This window comes from Neochlamydia sp. AcF95 (assembly GCF_018342455.1).
Taxonomy (GTDB): domain Bacteria; phylum Chlamydiota; class Chlamydiia; order Chlamydiales; family Parachlamydiaceae; genus Neochlamydia.
This window is the reverse complement of the sequence record NZ_JAEMUC010000071.1, coordinates 1-17,256: the sequence shown is the minus strand read 5'-3', so window position 1 is coordinate 17,256 and position 17,256 is coordinate 1. Positions and strand designations below refer to the sequence as shown.

General features: G+C 39.1%; 11 protein-coding genes. 6 read left to right on the top strand and 5 right to left on the bottom strand.

Annotation, left to right across the window (positions count from 1 at the left end; all coding sequences use genetic code 11):
- Nucleotides 1–210 precede the first annotated feature (210 nt).
- Nucleotides 211–1,140, top strand: a complete 930-nt coding sequence (locus tag NEOC95_RS08530; RefSeq protein WP_213152502.1) for a hypothetical protein — start codon at nucleotides 211–213, stop codon at nucleotides 1,138–1,140.
- Here the strand turns inward: NEOC95_RS08530 and NEOC95_RS08525 are convergent.
- From NEOC95_RS08525 to NEOC95_RS08505, 5 genes are read right to left on the bottom strand one after another with little or no spacing between them, the layout of a single operon-like run.
- On the bottom strand, nucleotides 1,137–2,147 hold the full coding sequence (locus NEOC95_RS08525; RefSeq protein ID WP_213152501.1) for a metal ABC transporter permease: 1,011 nt from the start codon (nucleotides 2,145–2,147) through the stop codon (nucleotides 1,137–1,139). The genes NEOC95_RS08530 and NEOC95_RS08525 overlap by 4 nt on opposite strands.
- Nucleotides 2,144–3,496: a metal ABC transporter permease gene (locus NEOC95_RS08520; RefSeq protein WP_213152500.1), complete on the bottom strand. Its 1,353-nt coding sequence runs from the start codon at nucleotides 3,494–3,496 to the stop codon at nucleotides 2,144–2,146. Before NEOC95_RS08520 ends, NEOC95_RS08525 begins: the two co-directional genes overlap by 4 nt.
- A 4-nt stretch (nucleotides 3,497–3,500) precedes the next feature.
- The gene (locus tag NEOC95_RS08515) at nucleotides 3,501–4,289 is read right to left on the bottom strand and encodes a metal ABC transporter ATP-binding protein (RefSeq protein ID WP_213152499.1); all 789 of its coding nucleotides are present in this window, start codon (nucleotides 4,287–4,289) and stop codon (nucleotides 3,501–3,503) included.
- Nucleotides 4,286–5,278: a metal ABC transporter solute-binding protein, Zn/Mn family gene (locus NEOC95_RS08510; protein WP_213152498.1), complete on the bottom strand. Its 993-nt coding sequence runs from the start codon at nucleotides 5,276–5,278 to the stop codon at nucleotides 4,286–4,288. The genes NEOC95_RS08515 and NEOC95_RS08510 overlap by 4 nt, the downstream gene beginning before the upstream one ends.
- Entirely contained in the window at nucleotides 5,275–6,390 is a 1,116-nt protein-coding gene (locus NEOC95_RS08505) for an MRP-like and DUF971 domain-containing protein (RefSeq protein ID WP_213152497.1), read from the bottom strand. Before NEOC95_RS08505 ends, NEOC95_RS08510 begins: the two co-directional genes overlap by 4 nt.
- 352 nt (nucleotides 6,391–6,742) lie before the next feature.
- Between NEOC95_RS08505 and NEOC95_RS08500 the strand changes: the two genes are divergently transcribed.
- The 5 genes from NEOC95_RS08500 to NEOC95_RS08480 all read left to right on the top strand — a co-directional run bounded on the left by NEOC95_RS08500 (nucleotide 6,743) and on the right by NEOC95_RS08480 (nucleotide 17,198).
- Nucleotides 6,743–7,258: a hypothetical protein gene (locus NEOC95_RS08500; protein WP_166154251.1), complete on the top strand. Its 516-nt coding sequence runs from the start codon at nucleotides 6,743–6,745 to the stop codon at nucleotides 7,256–7,258.
- Nucleotides 7,259–7,944: 686 nt separating this feature from the next.
- Entirely contained in the window at nucleotides 7,945–9,498 is a 1,554-nt protein-coding gene (locus NEOC95_RS08495) for an NTP/NDP exchange transporter (RefSeq protein ID WP_213152496.1), read from the top strand.
- A 380-nt stretch (nucleotides 9,499–9,878) separates the two neighbouring features.
- On the top strand, nucleotides 9,879–14,453 hold the full coding sequence (gene secD, locus NEOC95_RS08490; RefSeq protein ID WP_213152495.1) for a protein translocase subunit SecD: 4,575 nt from the start codon (nucleotides 9,879–9,881) through the stop codon (nucleotides 14,451–14,453).
- Nucleotides 14,454–15,004: 551 nt separating this feature from the next.
- Complete coding sequence (gene recJ / locus NEOC95_RS08485; RefSeq protein ID WP_213152494.1) at nucleotides 15,005–16,762, top strand: single-stranded-DNA-specific exonuclease RecJ; 1,758 nt, start codon at nucleotides 15,005–15,007, stop codon at nucleotides 16,760–16,762.
- Nucleotides 16,755–17,198: a TRAM domain-containing protein gene (locus tag NEOC95_RS08480; protein WP_213152493.1), complete on the top strand. Its 444-nt coding sequence runs from the start codon at nucleotides 16,755–16,757 to the stop codon at nucleotides 17,196–17,198. Before recJ ends, NEOC95_RS08480 begins: the two co-directional genes overlap by 8 nt.
- Nucleotides 17,199–17,256 lie beyond the last annotated feature (58 nt).

Sequence of the window (17,256 nt, the reverse complement as noted above, 5' to 3'; positions counted from 1 at the left end):
CTATATATGCCGCTCGTACCAAGCAACCCATGCCTTCTGTTATCTAAAAAACCTTTTATATCCCGTGACCGCTTACGCCTTTCCCCTCTTCCCTTCTTTACAAAAAAAAATTGCATGGAGCTTTACTAAAAATGTTTATGAACAACTTAAGAGTTAGTAGAGTATTTTAAAATAGAAGACGAAGTGTTCTTTCTTATAGATAAAAAATCTATGAAAAAAATAAAAACCTTACTTAAAATAAGCCTTGATCGTTACCTTAACAATCAATATTTATATCTAATCTTTATTTTGAAAATAATGAATAAATGTACAGACAAAGATACTTCTTTAAATAGCCAAGCTTTAGACCTTAATGATAGGATGGTAGCAGAGAGAGGGACAGGCAAATGGAGGCGAATCATTATAAAATGGAACCAAATCTGTCCTCATGATTCCACGGCAAGAATCCAGCATTGTTATGCCGCTGTTATTCATACCAAAAATATGAATATTTATGGGGACGATGAAAAATCTCTTTTAGCTTGGAAATTTGGAGCGCTTGCGCTCTTTAGCCCAATTTTTTATGTAGCTAAAACTATCTTTCACCTTTTTTTTCCACTATCTATTTACAAATATTACGATCTTGAAAAGAAGAAATGGGAAGCACTAAGAGCTAACCCCCATCCATTAAACCCCTCATCTTCTCTCCACCAAAAACAACCAAAGTTAACAAGAATCATTTTAAATAATTGCTTAGATATTTGTAGAACTCCTCTTTATGCGTTGACTATTTCTATTACATCTTTAGGAACCCTTGTTTTATCCCTTTTTAATTCGAACTATTTATATGAAGGGCGAGAAATTCTAGGAAATTTACAGTTATCCCTTAATTGGGAACGGCGAAAACCTTATTATTTTGAAACCATAGCTCCATGTATGCTTCCTATTGATAATTTAAAAGATATTGCTTTCAAGCGCTCATACACACACAGGGATACGGATTATGAAGGCCCACCGGGTACTCTTGTGCATGGGCTTAATAATTTGGCGCGCTGCCACGTTCTTTATTGGAAAAGTTCTAACAAGAAAGAAAAAATTATTAAGCCTTATAGAAGCAGCTTTTTAGAGAGAACAATCTTTGTAAATTCAATAAATCATTAAAAAATAGGAAGGACTAGATCTCTCGGCTTAAGCAGCTTTACCTTGATTGTTTTAACAATCAAAGTAAAGCCAAACAAGGCAGTAATAGTGCAAACCACTAAACCTGAAGTAGAAAGAGGTATATTGTAAACAGTTAAAATATGGCGTGCCAGGGCTACACCTATAACTGAGGCAAGGCTTCCTAAAGCAGCAGCTAATAACAACAACATTTTAAGATTGTGAGTTACAAGCCTAGCTGTTAATACAGGCCCCGTAATAAAAGCCAATACCATTAAAACCCCCACCGCTCTAAAAGCTCCCATCGTAGTAGCTGCCACTTGAACCATGAGTAAATAATTAAAGAAGATCGTCGATATTCCTAAAGCTTTGGATAGATAGGGATCAAAGGTAGTAATTTTAAATTCTTTAATAAACAAGCTGATAGAAAGAACATTTAAAAATACAATAACCCATACAAATTTACAATCTTCCCATTGAAGAGCATCTACATTTCCCATTACAACTTCTATGCCTACATGGGCATTACGTGTCAACAAGGTAACTAGCACGATTCCTAAGGCAAATAAGCTGGTAAATACGATGCCCATGCTAGCGTCTTCTTGTAGGCGGGCAACTTTAGTCAAGCAGTCAGTTAATAAGGCAGTCAGCAAGCCTACAGCCAATGAAGCTAAAAGCATAAGTTTAATATCAATAGAAGAATAATGAGTCTCATTTTCCAATAAACTGTTTTGCGACAATACAAAAGCACTTACAATTCCTAATAAGATTGTATGCGATAAAGAATTGGCTAGCATTGCCATTTTACGCAAGACCAGAAAAGTTCCTACTAAAGCTGCTGAAATAGCCACGCCTATTAAAACAACCATTTGAATTTCATCCGCAACCATTTCACTTAATGAAATTTTACCGGCAATGAAACTGTATAGGCGTATAAACAGCTGCAGAAAAAAGCCACAGAAGTTCTGATTGGTATAGGGGTTGAAATAGGTAGTGTTTATACTATTCATAAGTTAATTTGAGCGGGAATCAGTTGATGGTGAGGGTCGCGTTTGGGGTCATTTAATAATATAATTAATTTCTCTTCCAGCTCCGGAGTGATAACATGCTCCATCTCTTCAGCATTCAAGTGTACTTTTTCTGCCCCAATTCCCAGATAGTCTACCAGATAAACCTCCCAAAGACGATGCAAGCGAACAATTTTAGCTGCCCAAACATTTCCTTCTTTGGTTAGTTGATAAGCTTTCTTGCCAGCGTTTACCATCCAGCCATTACGCACAAGCCGCCAGAGAACAAAACGCAGATATAGCTTGGAAGCACTTTGATACTTAGCAATTTGCTCAAAAGATACTGGATGTCCTCCTTGGATACGCCAAATAGCTTTAAGAAGATTTTCACACATGCAGCGGTGGCGAAATTTGGCAATGCGTACCACCCGTAAAAGTACGCCTCGCTCGGGAGCTAGTAAGAGGGAAAGCAAGCAAATAAAAGAGGAGACTAAAACAATCATGGGACCTGTAGGAAGCGCTAGCCGAGCTGAAGGATAAAGAGAAGCTAAAGAGTTAGAAACTTCTATAGAAAGATAATTGCCCAAATACCCACTAATCAACCCAAAACAGGCTGCCAAGACTAACATTATTGAAAGCCTGTTTGTGTATTGCCGAGCTGCCGCTGCAGGGCTAATCAACATAGCAGACATTAATACTACGCCTACTGAACGAATGCCAATTACCACGGCTAAGACGATCAAGAAAAAAATAATAGCTTCGATTCCTGAAACGTTTATTCCTAGGCTTTTGGCATAATCTTTATTAAATAAAATAGTTTGTATTTCTTTATAAAGCAAAATAAGGGTTAAAGTAATCAACGACGCCAAAGTCCCATAAACGAATATATGAATATCTGTCATAGTAGCAGCTTGGCCGTACAGATAAACTTGCGCCTGTCGATAAAGAGTTGAAAAAGAAAATTGAACTTGGCTAGCCAGCGTTAGGCCTATCCCAAAAAAAGCCGCTAAAATAAAACATAATGCTGAATCGCTACGAACCCTAAGAGATTTTTCTAGCCAATGAATAGCCCACAGGCCTGCTAAAGCTGTCAGTCCAGCAGCTATCATAATCAGGCCGGCCACCACCATCTCTTGATCTTCGTCTAGGTGGAGCATTCCTGCCAAAATAACACCTATCATCACACCTGGATAGGCTGCATGAGAAAGACTCTCCCCTAGTAAAGACTCTTTACGTAAAAAGACTAATACACCCACTAGAGAAGCTCCTAAGCACATTAGCATCGAACCAAGTGTAGGAGCTCTCAGAACAGCGTCGGTAAAATAATAATAGGGCGAGTTAGCAAATAACATATGTTTATGAAGCAGCTCCTTTGATTTTGTCTTGAGATAATTTCACTGCTTCATCGAATAAAGAAAAGCTTTTGCCATAGGTAGCTTGTAAATTATCAGCTTTGAATATTTTTTCCACCGGCCCGCATGCCACTAAACGCATATTAAGCAATATAGCCCAATCAAAGTAATTTTCAACATTGTTTAAATCATGATGAACAATAAAAACACTTTTTCCTTGAGCTTTCAGTTGGATTAGAATTTTCATAATAATTTTTTCTGTTGCTATATCTATACCCGCAAAAGGCTCATCCATAAAATATAAATCTGCTTCTTGCAACATAGCACGAGCAATAAATACCCGTTGTTGCTGCCCACCTGATAGCTGGCTAATTTGCCGATCGGCATAAGCTCCCATGCCAACCATTTCTAGATAGCGATGGGCAGCCATTCGATCTGCTTTACGCGGCCATCTCAATAAGCCTAGCCTTCCATAACATCCCATTAAAACCAAATCGCGCACTGTAATGGGAAAATCCCAGTCTACACTTTGACGTTGGGGAATATACGCAATCCTTTTACGAACTTTTTTTAAAGGCAAACCAAAAAATTCAATTTTTCCTGAAATAGGTTTTACTAGCCCCAGAGCAGATTTTATAAGAGTACTCTTGCCAGCACCGTTAGGTCCTAGAATACCTACAAGCAGGCCTGAAGGCACTTTAAAATTAATGTCCCATAGTACAGGGGTTTTGTCATAATTAACGGTAAGCTGATGAGCTTCTAGTACGGAAGGTTGTATCTGCAGTTTTTTCATCCTTCAACCTTTAAGCATCTTTTAATCCAATCGGCATCATGTTTAATCATTTTCTGATAAGTTTCCCCACTAGAGCCAGCAGAACCCATAGCATCAGCATAGAGACAACAAGGAGCAATAGTAATATCTAATCCTTTTTCCTTACCTGCTGAAATGATTTTACGAAGGGAATCTTTGCTAACATTAGATTCCGGAAAAATAACCTGTATTCTATGTTTAAAAAGATAATCTATAATCTCTTGGATATGGCTGGTACTCAATTGACTCTCAGGTGCTAAACCTTCTGGGGAGGCAACCCTTTGCACCCATTTCCCATTTATTCTTTCTTCTTCCGTAGCTAGATAAGCTCTGGCAAAATAGTTAAATGCATCATGGCTGGTTACTAGGTAACGCTTCTCAGAGGGAATTAACCCTAGCTCGTATTTAATCTCTCGATCACTCTGAAGTAAATCCTGCATAAGTTTTTCGCCATTAGCATGGAATACTTCAGCATGCATGGGATCATTAACACTTAATACTTCCACGATATAGGGAATAATTTTTGCCCATATAGCCATGTCCATCCAGATATGAGGATCAATCTGCCCCTGACTATAAATAATTAAGGAGGGGTAATCTTTAATTATCTTATTTCCTAAACCCACTGCCTTTTTATTACTTTCTAAGAATCTTTGTAAGCTGGGTCCATGTTCTAAACCTAATCCATTGTAAAACACCACATCTGCATAAGCTAACTTTTCATCATCCCCTTTCACAAGCTGATAAGTATGTGGATCTAGATCCCCTCTCATTAGAGTTAAATTATCGATATATTCTCCCCCTACTTGTTGCACAATATCGCCGATCATGGCAATGGTCGATAAAGCTTTAATTTTACCGTTCTTTAAACCAAAGCCCTCTCTTTCTATACGACGATGCTGGTCCTCAGAGGTGCAAGCTACCATTAGAAACACACTCATCCATAGATACATTTGTAGCCACAATTTCATGAATTTTGCTCCTCAGCCATTTGGCGCAAAAAACTAAAGGTATAGAGGCCTTGATTGCAACCAGATGTAAAATAAATGCGTAAAGCGTAATGTCCTACCCTTTCAATCGTAGAGGCTCGTAGCTCGTCAGTATGAGTTTTTTCATCCCCTACTTTGTTCTCTACGTTTTTTTCTATGCATCCAGCACAAGGACAACGACGTTGCAAATCAGACAAATAGAAGTCTGCCATTAAGCCATCGCTCCATTGCAGAGTAAAAGTAGCAGGATCTTTTTGAAAAAATTTTTCCACTCCCAAAGTTGTACTCTTATTTATTGCTGCCAATTGCTCCATCATTTTTTTTGCTAAATTTATAAAAGTCTTACTAATCGCTTGAGCTGCTAGGGTCTTTTCCTCAAAAAATGAATTTCCTTTATCGCCACTATGGGAAATTTCAGCGCTTATTGGAATTTGGGCTAGAAGAGAAAGGCCTGCTTCTTTAGCTAAACGCCCCCCTCCCCCTTGACCAAAAGGATAAACAGGTTTTAAATGGGGGGAGATTTGATAATAACTCATGTTTTCTATAACGCCTAGGATAGGAATTTTCATTTGATAAAACAGGTCCATTGCTTTTCTTACATCCATTAACGCCACTTCTTGGGGAGTTGTCACCAAGATTGCAGCATTCAATTGAGCATTTTGGCTCAAGGTTAGTTGAATGTCACCCGTTCCCGGTGGAAAGTCAATTAATAAAAAATCTATTTCTCCCCAATCTACATTTTTAATGAATTGTTGAACAATAGTGTTAGCTATGGGAGCACGAATGGCTGCAGCTTCATCGTCGCGCCTAAAATAAGCCATAGATATAACCTTAATTCCCTGGCATATAGCTGGTAGAATACGTTCATCGCATTGCTCTGGCATCTTATCTTCAGGTAACATGCGACGGATAGAAGGACCGTAAATATCGGCATCTAGTATCCCTACCTTAAAGCCTAAATCTTTTAAAGCCCTTGCCAGATTCACCGTGACACATGATTTTCCTACTCCACCTTTACCCGCAGCAATGCCAATAATAGCATGCGCAAGAGTTGCCGAAGCTTCAAAAGCAACTGGAAACATAGGTAGTGGCATGATTGCACCTAGCATATAAGGTTTTACAGACAAAGGAAGTCGTTAGCCATTCTTTAAAAGCCTATAGTACTAAATGAACAGATTACCTTCAAACGTTTAAAAAAACATATTCTTACTCTACTATTATTTGTGCGGGTAGTAATGAGGCAGAAATTATATGTTTATGAATAAATTTTAGGTTGCACAAAATTCATATAAATCTATAATTTTCATTAGTAAATAAAGAAATCAATACTTTTCCTCTTCCCGCTTCACTACAAACAAAGTTTAGGAAAACTCAAGGTTTCGGAACGCAATAAAAAACAGCGTTATTTATAACTCTAACGAAAATAAAAATTAAGTAGGTATATCAATGAGTACAAGCTCAAAATCCGATTCAAAACAATTGGAAAGTCTTATTCAAACGGCTGTTAAGAAATTAGGTGCCAAGAAAGAAAATGATATTTGTCGCTACATTCCTTCTTCAACAGGTGGTTATATCCATCATTTTACCATGCGCAAAATGAAGACAGAAGATCCTGAACAGCTCACTGATATGATTTTAAAATACATTATTAATGTCGATAAGCCCTCGCCTGTAACACCCAAGCAGCGAGCTGCTAGAGGCTCACGCAAGCGTAGAGACCAAATTCTATTTTCCAAGCAGGACATTGAACGCATGCTGAACATGGCCCGTTTAGCAGGTGATAAAGAAATGATTCGTAAACTCACTCCAAAAAAAGACTTACGTTCTATCAAAAGAGAGCTCATTGCATCCATTAGGCACGGTAAAGTGGAGCAAGACCTTTGGACATCTTATGTTGAAGCCATCAGCTTGAACAATAATCTTGCTGCCTCTGCCAACTCCTTGGCCCCTCAATATAGCTAAATAATTAGGCCTTCGAAATGTACATGCTTACTTATACTTCGAAGGCTTTTCATCCACTCAATCTTCTCTTTTAGATTTTTAACTTTTAGACCCCAACCCTGCTCAGTAGCAAAATTAAACATATTTTGTCTCTTCTCTAGACTTTCTTTTAAGCACCTTAACAAAGCACCTTTCCGCTTCTAATAGCTTGGCATTTACTACTAGAAAAAGTTTAAAAGGTTACCATAGAGTTGAAGATTGACTTAACCATGTTTTCAAATAACTCTTCACGCTATCAGAGGTTAACAAAACCATGCTTTTAGAGCGATAAACCCTTTTTAGAGGTCTACATGCTTTTTTATAGCATACAAAGTGCAGAATTACACCGTAAATTATAGATCTAACAAAAAGGCGAGCCCCTAACCTATTTTTTTTAAGGTTTAGCAAAAGCTTTTTTGCTCTAGCCTACTTTGTGGAGTCATGCCGGTATATGCTAATTTTAACAAAATGAAAGTAAGTTATAAATCATCGCCCTCTTTCCACCCCCTATCCTTTCCTTGTCTTTACTCTTGCCTATTAATTAAAAATGTTTTACATTATGCATTCTCATTATAAACAAAAGTGTTTTTTATTAAATTCTTAAGTGTTACAAGTGGATGCTAATTAAGCACATATAACGCTTATTTTACAATCAGAGGTTTTGATATATGGCACAAAATGCTGGACAAGAGTTTAGTAAGGTGCGGTCATTTTTTTGGCCCGTCCATAACTATGAGCTCAAAAAGCTTTTACCTATGTTCTTGATGTTTTTCTTTATTTCTTTTAACTATACTATCCTGCGTGATACAAAAGATACGCTAATTGTAACAGCTTCTGGAGCTGAAACTCTTCCTTTCTTAAAAGTATGGGGTGTGGTCCCTGCTGCAATTATTTTCATGCTCTTGTATGCTAAACTGAGCAATATTCTTAGCAAAGAGGCCCTTTTTTATACGGTCCTTACACCTTTCCTGGTCTTTTTCGCTCTTTTTGCTTTCGTTCTCTATCCCAACAGAGAGCTTCTTCATCCCACCACCTCAGCAGATTATCTGCAGTCAATCCTACCTGCAGGTTTAAGCGGCTTAGTCGCTTGCTACAGAGATTGGACATTTTCTCTGTTTTATATTTTAGCAGAACTATGGGGAAGCGCCGTTTTATCTTTGATGTTCTGGGGCTTTGCCAATGATATTATGCGTGTGACTGAAGCTAAGCGTTTTTATACTCTGCTAGGCCTTGGAGCGAATGTTGCCTTGCTTGTTTCTGGCCCTACGATTGTCTATTTTTCTAGGATCCAGAGTCGCATTCCCGCTGGCGTAGATCCATGGCAAGTTTCTCTTAACTATCTAATGACTTTTGTTGTTTTAGCTGGTGTATCGGTGCTTGCTATCTACTATTGGATGAATAGAAACGTTTTGACCGATCCACGCTTCTACAACCCAGAAGAGGAAAGAAAAGGAAAAAAATCTAAACCTAAAATGGGTATTTTAGAAAGTTTTGCTTTTCTAGCTAAATCTAAGTACATTCTCTGCATTGCTATGCTTGTCATTTCTTATGGCATTTGCATTAATTTAGTGGAAGTAACTTGGAAAGGACAACTTAAGCTACAATACAAAAATCCTAATGATTACAATGCTTTTATGGGCATATTTTCTACCATTACAGGATTGATGACAATTATCATGATGTTCTTAGGCGGCTGGATTACCCGCAAAAAAGGCTGGGGCTTTGCTGCTATGGCAACACCTATTGTTTTATTAATAACAGGAATCGGTTTCTTTTCTTTCGTTATATTTAGGGACCACCTTGCCGGCTTCATTAGCTACTTTGGCACGACTTCACTTATGCTAGCAGTAATCTTTGGTATGATACAAAATATTATGAGTAAATCGACGAAATACTCTTTATTTGATCCGACGAAAGAGATGGCTTATATTCCTCTTGACCAAGAATCCAAGGTCAAAGGCAAGGCTGCTATTGATGTGGTTGGTGCACGTCTTGGTAAATCTGGAGGTTCTTTTATTCAACAAGGTCTGCTTGTTGCATTCGGATCGCTAGCCGCCATTACTCCTTATGTAGCTATCATTATGACCATCTTTATCCTCATTTGGTTAGCTGCAGTAAGATCGCTAAACCGTCAATTTACAGCTTTAACTCATGAAAAAACTGATACTTCTGAAGGGTCTACTCTGGTAGAAACAGAGGGAACTGCAAAAATATCGGGTTGATTAAAAGCTTGGCCTTAATACAAGCCACCTGCTTGAACCTCTGTTCAAGCAGGTGGCTTTTTTATTTATGGATAGCTTAAAAGGAGATGAATATCTATCATTTCTTTGTCTAATAACTTTTCTTAAGTCTTGCATCTTATAGATACAGCTAGCACGAGGTAAGATAGATAATAACAATAAATTTATTGATTAGAGTTTACTTATGCAACAACTGATTTAGCCTTTTTGGACTTCAAGGGTAACCACATAGATCAAACCCGGGTTAAGCAACAACTTGGGGTTCTCTTTCAATTTTATAGACAGAATGACCTTTTCTTTGTTATCCTATCTGCTTACCCTTTTCTATCAAATGAAAGCTTTAAATAAGGAAACGAATTGTCATGGAAAAACAAAAGCGCTGGCAATTATATCTGATATTAGCAGTCATCATTTTGACGCTATTCAACATTTTGCCAACAATTTTCTACTATACTAAACCTCTTAAATCCCCTATCGACGCAACTCGTGCCCAAGAAATTGCTGTTGCTATCGCCAATAGGACCAATGAACTTGAGCAGGATGCTACTGATTGGCTGCATTCGTTTGCTAAGCTACTAGGTGTAAAGCCCCGATCTATCGAGCTACAAAAAAACAATCCTCAATATATTGAAGTGAATTTTAATAATACGCAAGACGCCTCTCTTTTCAGGCGTTTTTTACCTAGAGCTGGAGCATTAATCTCATTTGTTCCTGCTCAACTCGAGCTTTATCCTCAGGTAGATGAGCAGAGCACACAAGTCATCGTTTCTCGAAAAATAAACATTCATTTTAATCCTCAAGATTTACAAGAATTTTTTCAGTATGCTTACAAACAAAATGCTGAAGGGCAAATTACTGACTTTTATCGTCAATTAGTTGAAGACCGTGTGGCCCAGTTAGCTCTAGCTTTTGGCAGCACAAGCAAACCAGCCACCCTTTTGCAAGCAATTAAAAATAACCCCACTAGCTCTTACGATGATCTTGTACTCAACCTTGCCAGTGAAATTGTAGAAGCAAATAAAGCCTTACAAGCTAATCAAGCAATGGCTAAACGCTATTTTGCTAGCTTTACCCAGGTTAGTTCTCCCTCTAAGGATAATCTAGTTAGCAAATTTTTATCTCGCGCAGAAGCTCTGAAGGCAGGCTTGGGAGCCAAGAAAGACACCTTGGCCCAAGAAATAAAAAAAGCAGAAGAGAGCAAGCAAACAGTTGATTCTAGCCAACGACAAGCTTTAACTCTTCTAGAAGGACAACGCCATACTTTAAGCCAAGCCATTTCTATCCTTCAACAACGGGCAGCTGATTTTAAAGTTAGCCAACAAGCTTTAACGCCAGAAAAAGTCAAAAGCTTAATCCAAGCTAGCCAAAAGGACTCTAAAGCTAATGATAAACTACAGATAGTGTCACTAGATGGAAGCAATCCTTTTGTTCAAGGGCTGGTTATTGATTGGTCAAATGAGAAAATCTTTCTTCAACTTTATCCAGATATTCAAGCCATCCGCCAAGCTCCTAGCAGAGATGAAGAAGCGGATGTTTTAAGAGATAAAATAAACAATCTAATAATCAACGATATTGCACGTGCAGGCCGTTTAACGGATGAAAATTTAATACCTTGGGAAGAAACCTTTGGCGTTAATCTTTCACAATTGACCAATCCCCACAGCTTCTTAGCGTTAAATTTAACCGCCGTCGCTGAAAAACAAATCCAGCTGCTGCTGAATCAATTAGAAGAAGTATGGCTACCCAAACATGCTGAGCTAACCCGTGAAGCCTATCCCCTAAGAGACTATGCTTCGTATACAAAATCTAAGCCTGAAGAGCAAAAACTAGGTTTACTCGTATACGCACCTTCTGCACAGCAGAGCCCTACCTTACCAGGATTTAACAATGGCTCTATCTATGTGGTTGCAAGAGGAATGGATAGCATCATGCAAAAATATCGCCAAATGCCCGATTCTCCTGAAAAACAAGAATTTCTTCATGATATCGAGCAGCTCCATTATACCTTGCAAGCCAATGGCTTTGTAGGCTATTCAGGGGCCACCTTTGGATTACCAGCTGAATTTAGCAAAGATTATATCTTTGAGCTCAATGATTACTATGATACCTTGCTTAAAGCTACACGCGAGAATTTCTATACTAAAGGCAGCAAGCGCCACGCCTTGCTAGACTTTACAGATGTCGAGCAGCGTATACTAGCTACGAACGCTATCGAAGATCGTCAGCAAGAAGACTTACTTAAATGGGAAGAAGAATACCGCTCTGCCCAGGTAGACTTGGATATTACTAACCATTATCTAGTTCCTGCCCCAACCAAAAACCCCTACTGGCAAAATTTCAAGCTTAGCTTCGCAAAATTTTTCCGCGGTGATGATCGTAAGATTCTTAAGCTTGGCTTAGATCTTTCCGGTGGTAAAACAGTACGCATAGGCCTCAGAGACCAAAATGGGCGAGAAGTCACCAATCCTGAAGATTTAAAACAAGCTGTTAATGAATTATATACACGCATTAACAAAATGGGGGTCTCAGAACGTACCATTCACTTAGAAGGCAACAACATTGTTTTAGACTTTCCTGGCTCGCAAAACATGTCAGCTACGGATCTTGTCAAAGCCTCTGCCATGTATTTTCATGTAGTCAATGAGAAATTCACACCTAACAATCCTGCTTTAAAAGAAGCTGTCAATCAGTTTTTACAAAATGTATGGAATGAAGCGGTAGTTACTAATCGTACAGACATTGATAGTGTGAATGAGATTGCCTGGCACCATTTAGGGGGTGACTTGGCTACAGGTGAGCTGACAGGCCCACGTTCAGAATATGCCACTCTGCTATATGAGAGCGGCCTACGTCTAGCTGATCCTAAGCATAAGGAAGTAAGCAATACTTACAACGATACACTTTCTTCAGTCGCCATTTTACGTGGTAAGGATTTTTCAGAATGGAATAACCAGGCCCATCCCTTGCTAATTGTTTTCCACCATTATGCATTAGAGGGTTCTAGCTTAACAAACATTCAAGTGGGCTATGATTCTTCTGAAGGAAATACGCTTTCTTTCAGTGTAAAAAGCTCATATGATGGTTCACGCATGGGCAGCCCACGGGATGACTTTTATACCTGGACCTCACAGTTTGCCGAAGATAAAATTGTAGGCACTCCCAAAGAAAGTTATTCCCGAGGAAAAGGGTGGCGCATGGCAGTGGTTTTAAATGGGACAATCATCAGCTCTCCCAGCCTTCGTGCAGCTCTAAAAGATTCCGCTCAGATTACTGGTCGCTTCACTCAACGTGAAGTCAATCAGCTAGCTGCCGACTTAAAAGCTGGATCCTTAAGCTTTACACCAAAAATTCTTTCAGAAGAAAATGTAAGCCCTGAATTGGGCCAAGAAGAGCGCACTCGAGGAGTAGTGGCCTCTGTGGTAGCACTTACTTTGGTGGTTATCGCTATGATTGGCTACTATCACTTCGCTGGAGTTGTCGCTTCTACAGCTGTTCTTTTTAACATTCTCATCCTTTGGGGAGTTATGCAGAATATCGGCCAGCCTTTAACATTGCCGGGACTTGCGGGCATTGTCCTCACCATAGGTATGGCAGTCGATGCAAATGTGCTAGTTTTTGAAAGAATCCGGGAAGAGTTTAAGCAATCAGGACGCTTAGCTTCAGCTATTCAAGCCGGCTATCGTAAAGCTTTTAGTGCCATTATTGATTCCAATATCACCACTATTATTGCTGCCCTCATTCTTATTCAATTTGATTCTGGACCCGTCAAGGGCTTTGCTGTAACTTTGATCATTGGAATTATTTCCTCTATGTTCACGGCCCTGTTCATGACACGGTACTTTTTTGCTGGGTGGGTACAAGATCCTAAGCATAAATCCTTGTCTATGTCCCAGCTGATCGGCAATACTCACTTTGATTTCTTAAAGCATGCTAGAAGTGCTATAATCATCTCTTTCGCTATGATAGCGCTAGGAGGTTATTTTTTCTCTGCTCAATATAAAACCATGTTTGGCATGGACTTTACGGGCGGTTATTCATTAAATGTTGAGCTTGAAGAAAAGCCAGAGGGAGCAAATTATCGTCAGTTGGCAGCAGAAGCTTTACTAGCCCATGGAGCCACTGCTAACGATTTCCAGCTGCGCACCTTAAGTAAGCCTAATCAATTACGTATTCAATTAGCAACAAGCATGGAACAAAAAGGCCATCCTTTTTATCAATTGCCAGAAACCTACGTGGAAGGCAAGTTTGCTCATGAATACCAAAAAAATCCTCGAATTATTTGGCTTGTTAATACTTTGGCAGATAGGGGATTAAATGTAGCTTCTTCACAATTAGATCAGCTGCATACTCATTGGACAGTCATTAGTGGGCAGTTTTCCGAGGCCATGCGTAACAATGCCGTCATCGGTTTAACCATTGCTTTAGCAAGTATTTTGCTATACATTACCTTCCGCTTTGAGTTTAAATTTGCCTTAGGAGCTGTAGTAGGACTAGCTCATGACGTGATCATTACCCTAGGTATATTGGCAATCTTTCAAGCGATGGGCTTTGCCGTCCAGATTGACTTGCAAGTCGTAGGAGCAATTATGACAATTATTGGTTACTCCTTAAATGATACAATCATCGTATTTGATAGAATTCGTGAAGATATGAGGATTATGCGTAAAATGAAGTTTAAAGAGATTGTCAATCATGCTTTAAACATTACTTTAAGCCGTACGCTCATGACTTCAGGTACGACCCTACTAGTCTTGCTATCATTAGTATTGCTAGGAGGCCACTCTATCTTTGCCTTCTCACTAGTCATGACGATTGGTGTCATAGTTGGTACGCTCTCTTCACTATTTATCGCCTCGCCGGTAATGCTTTATATTCACAATCGTGAAATAAAAAAATTGGAAGAGGAAATGCATCCTACCAGAAGACTATCTTCTTAGAAAGAAGGCTCTTAGAGCCCTCTATTGCTTAAACAACTCCCTAAAATCACTTGGTTAAAGGATTTTTTGGAGTTGTCTAAGACTCTACTGGCCCAGTAGAAAACCTTCTTTTATATAGCAAAATTCCTTAAGGTAAATGAGCACACCGCCGATAATTTCATGGACACCCATGAAATAGTGGCAAAAGAGTTGGGAATGATGGTTTTTAGTAATTCCTTTGGTCTGAAAGTTAAAAAACTCTTAGTTTTAAATTAACCTATCGATTAGCTAAGAGCTTTTCCTCTTCTTCCATAGCTTTCTAGGCAAAAACAACCTCTTTAGCAATTATTAAGAATAAAGAGCAGAGGAGAAAGAGGCAACCTTTTAAATATTAGGCCCATAAACTCTAAATCTCTCAAGTTAAAATGAAGCTATTCTTGCTGCATAAAGAACGATAGGAAATACTCAACCTTTTTCTTTTCTCCCTAGCCATACACTGCACGTATAGATTTCTTGACAAGAGCTTTTTATAAAGCTAGAATGAAGATCATCATCACCGGGACCATAACTGAATGCATTCCATTTTCCACCATCAAGAAGCACCTGTTTGGATTTATCCAAAAATCGACAACGAGTGGAAAGAACTTATTACTAAAGAATTTAAGATACATCCTGTCACCGCTCAGATCCTCCTTGCTAGAGGCTTTACCACGCTCGAGCAAATTCATGATTATCTTTATTCCAAGCTCCCTGATCTGTACGATCCTTTTTTAATGCCAGAAATGCAACAAGCTGTGGATCGCATTAGCCAAGCCATCAAAAACAAAGAAAATATTCTTATCTATGGGGATAATGATGTGGATGGAATGACAGGCACAGCTTTGCTGACTGAATTTTTACAGTTTGTGGGTGCTAATGTATTCTTCTATGTCTCTAATCGGGGCACTAACCGTCAAAGCTTGATAGTAGAAGCCTTAGAATATGCATTAAAAAATGAGTGTAAGCTACTGATTACCGTAGACTGTGGAATTACAGCAGCCACAGAGATTGCCAAAGTTGTAGAAAGGCAAGTCGATGTAATTATCACTGATCATCATGAGCCTACCGATAAAATCCCCCATTGCGTGGCTACCCTTAATCCTAAGCTACTCAATAGCTCCTATCCTAATCGAGATTTAACAGGTGTAGGTGTGGCTTTTAAACTAGCCCATGCAGTCACCCTTCAAATGGTAGCCGAAGGGCTTATCTCCCCTAAAAAAATTGATCTTAAACGTTACCTAGACCTGGTTGCCCTGGGAACCGTGTCTGATATGGGCTCTTTGCTCGGCGAAAATCGCATTCTTGTAAGCTATGGTTTACGCCAGCTTAAGAAAAATAAACGCATCGGCCTAGCTAAACTCATTTCTATATCTGATGCCGATTTGAACGAACTTTCCACTTTCATGATAGCCTCCAAGCTAGCTCCCCGCCTAAACAGTTTAGGACGTATTGCTGATCCACAGAAAGGCGTTCAGATGCTTTTAGCGCGCAATGTTATTGCTGCTGAGAAACTTGCTGTAGAGCTCGACCTTAACAATATGGAACGCCAGAAAATTGAACGTACCATGTCTTTAGACATTGAAAATACGGTGGCTATACACCCTGAAATTTTTAAAAATAAAGCCATTGTTTTACATTCTGATAAATGGCATCCAGGAGTAATTGCTATCCTATCTACACGTATTTCAAAGCAATACAATCGTCCCACTGTCATGATCGCCATTGATCATGGGGTCGGCAAAGGCTCCTTGCGCTCTATTCATGAATTCCCTCTTCTCAATGTATTAAAAGATTGTTCAGATATTCTTGTCAATTTTGGAGGACATGATTTCGCGGCAGGCTTAACAATTAAAGAGCAACATATCGAAGAGTTTAAAAGACGTTTTATCAAGGCAGCCGATGAGAAATTACGTGATCATGATGTAATGGCCAAACTGATGTTGGATGCAGAGGTTAACTTTCATGAGCTTACTTTTGATTTCATGGAATCCATTCGCCTGCTCGAGCCTTACGGCAATGAAAACCCTCAGCCCATCCTTTATACGATCGCTAAGCAAGCTTGGCCTCCTAAAGTGGTGGGTAAAACACATTTAAAGCTTTATTTAGAGCAGGATGATCGTATGCTAGAAGGGATTGCTTTTGGGCAAGCTGCACAAAGTCCTCTTTTGCGCAAAAAAAATTTGAAACTACGTATAGCTTTCACTCCACAGATTAATAATTTTCAAGGTCCCAGTATCCAACTGCTGATTCGAGATTTCCAAATTATTGATGAAAACAAGCCATATGTCTGAAATTCTCGTTGGCAAGGTGATTGCTCTAAGCTCTGAGGGGCAGGGAATCGTTCGTGAGAATAACTTGGTTGTTTTTATCCCTTTTACTACTCCCGGCGACACGATCCGCTATCATATTGTAAAGCGTAAAAAAAACTTTGCGACAGGAAAATTACTAGCTGTGCTTAAACCAAGCTTGCAACGAGCAAAACCCCTTTGCCGTTACTATGGCGAGTGCGGAGGATGCCAATTACAGCATCTAGCTTATGAAGCCCAGTTAAAAAACAAACGCGAGATTATTGAAAATGCTTTGATACGCATTGGAAAATTTTCAAAGGTTACGGTTTTACCTGTGGTTGCTGCTCAGATGAACTGGATGTATAGACGTCATATTACCCTCAAAATTATTCCTCATCAAGGGTTTTCCAGGCTAGGTTATATAGTACTACTTCGTTAGGTTTAAGAGGTATCAAAAAATAGCCTTTTGGATGAGTCATGAATAGCTTGGCAAAAAG

Bases quoted from the DNA above. Each gene is read 5' to 3' on its own strand.
- NEOC95_RS08530 (WP_213152502.1), top strand. From the start codon at position 211: ATGAAAAAAATAAAAACCTTACTTAAAATAAGCCTTGATCGTTACCTT.
- NEOC95_RS08525 (WP_213152501.1), bottom strand. From the start codon at position 2,147: ATGAATAGTATAAACACTACCTATTTCAACCCCTATACCAATCAGAAC.
- NEOC95_RS08520 (WP_213152500.1), bottom strand. From the start codon at position 3,496: ATGTTATTTGCTAACTCGCCCTATTATTATTTTACCGACGCTGTTCTG.
- NEOC95_RS08515 (WP_213152499.1), bottom strand. From the start codon at position 4,289: ATGAAAAAACTGCAGATACAACCTTCCGTACTAGAAGCTCATCAGCTT.
- NEOC95_RS08510 (WP_213152498.1), bottom strand. From the start codon at position 5,278: ATGAAATTGTGGCTACAAATGTATCTATGGATGAGTGTGTTTCTAATG.
- NEOC95_RS08505 (WP_213152497.1), bottom strand. From the start codon at position 6,390: ATGCCACTACCTATGTTTCCAGTTGCTTTTGAAGCTTCGGCAACTCTT.
- NEOC95_RS08500 (WP_166154251.1), top strand. From the start codon at position 6,743: ATGAGTACAAGCTCAAAATCCGATTCAAAACAATTGGAAAGTCTTATT.
- NEOC95_RS08495 (WP_213152496.1), top strand. From the start codon at position 7,945: ATGGCACAAAATGCTGGACAAGAGTTTAGTAAGGTGCGGTCATTTTTT.
- secD (WP_213152495.1), top strand. From the start codon at position 9,879: ATGGAAAAACAAAAGCGCTGGCAATTATATCTGATATTAGCAGTCATC.
- recJ (WP_213152494.1), top strand. From the start codon at position 15,005: ATGCATTCCATTTTCCACCATCAAGAAGCACCTGTTTGGATTTATCCA.
- NEOC95_RS08480 (WP_213152493.1), top strand. From the start codon at position 16,755: ATGTCTGAAATTCTCGTTGGCAAGGTGATTGCTCTAAGCTCTGAGGGG.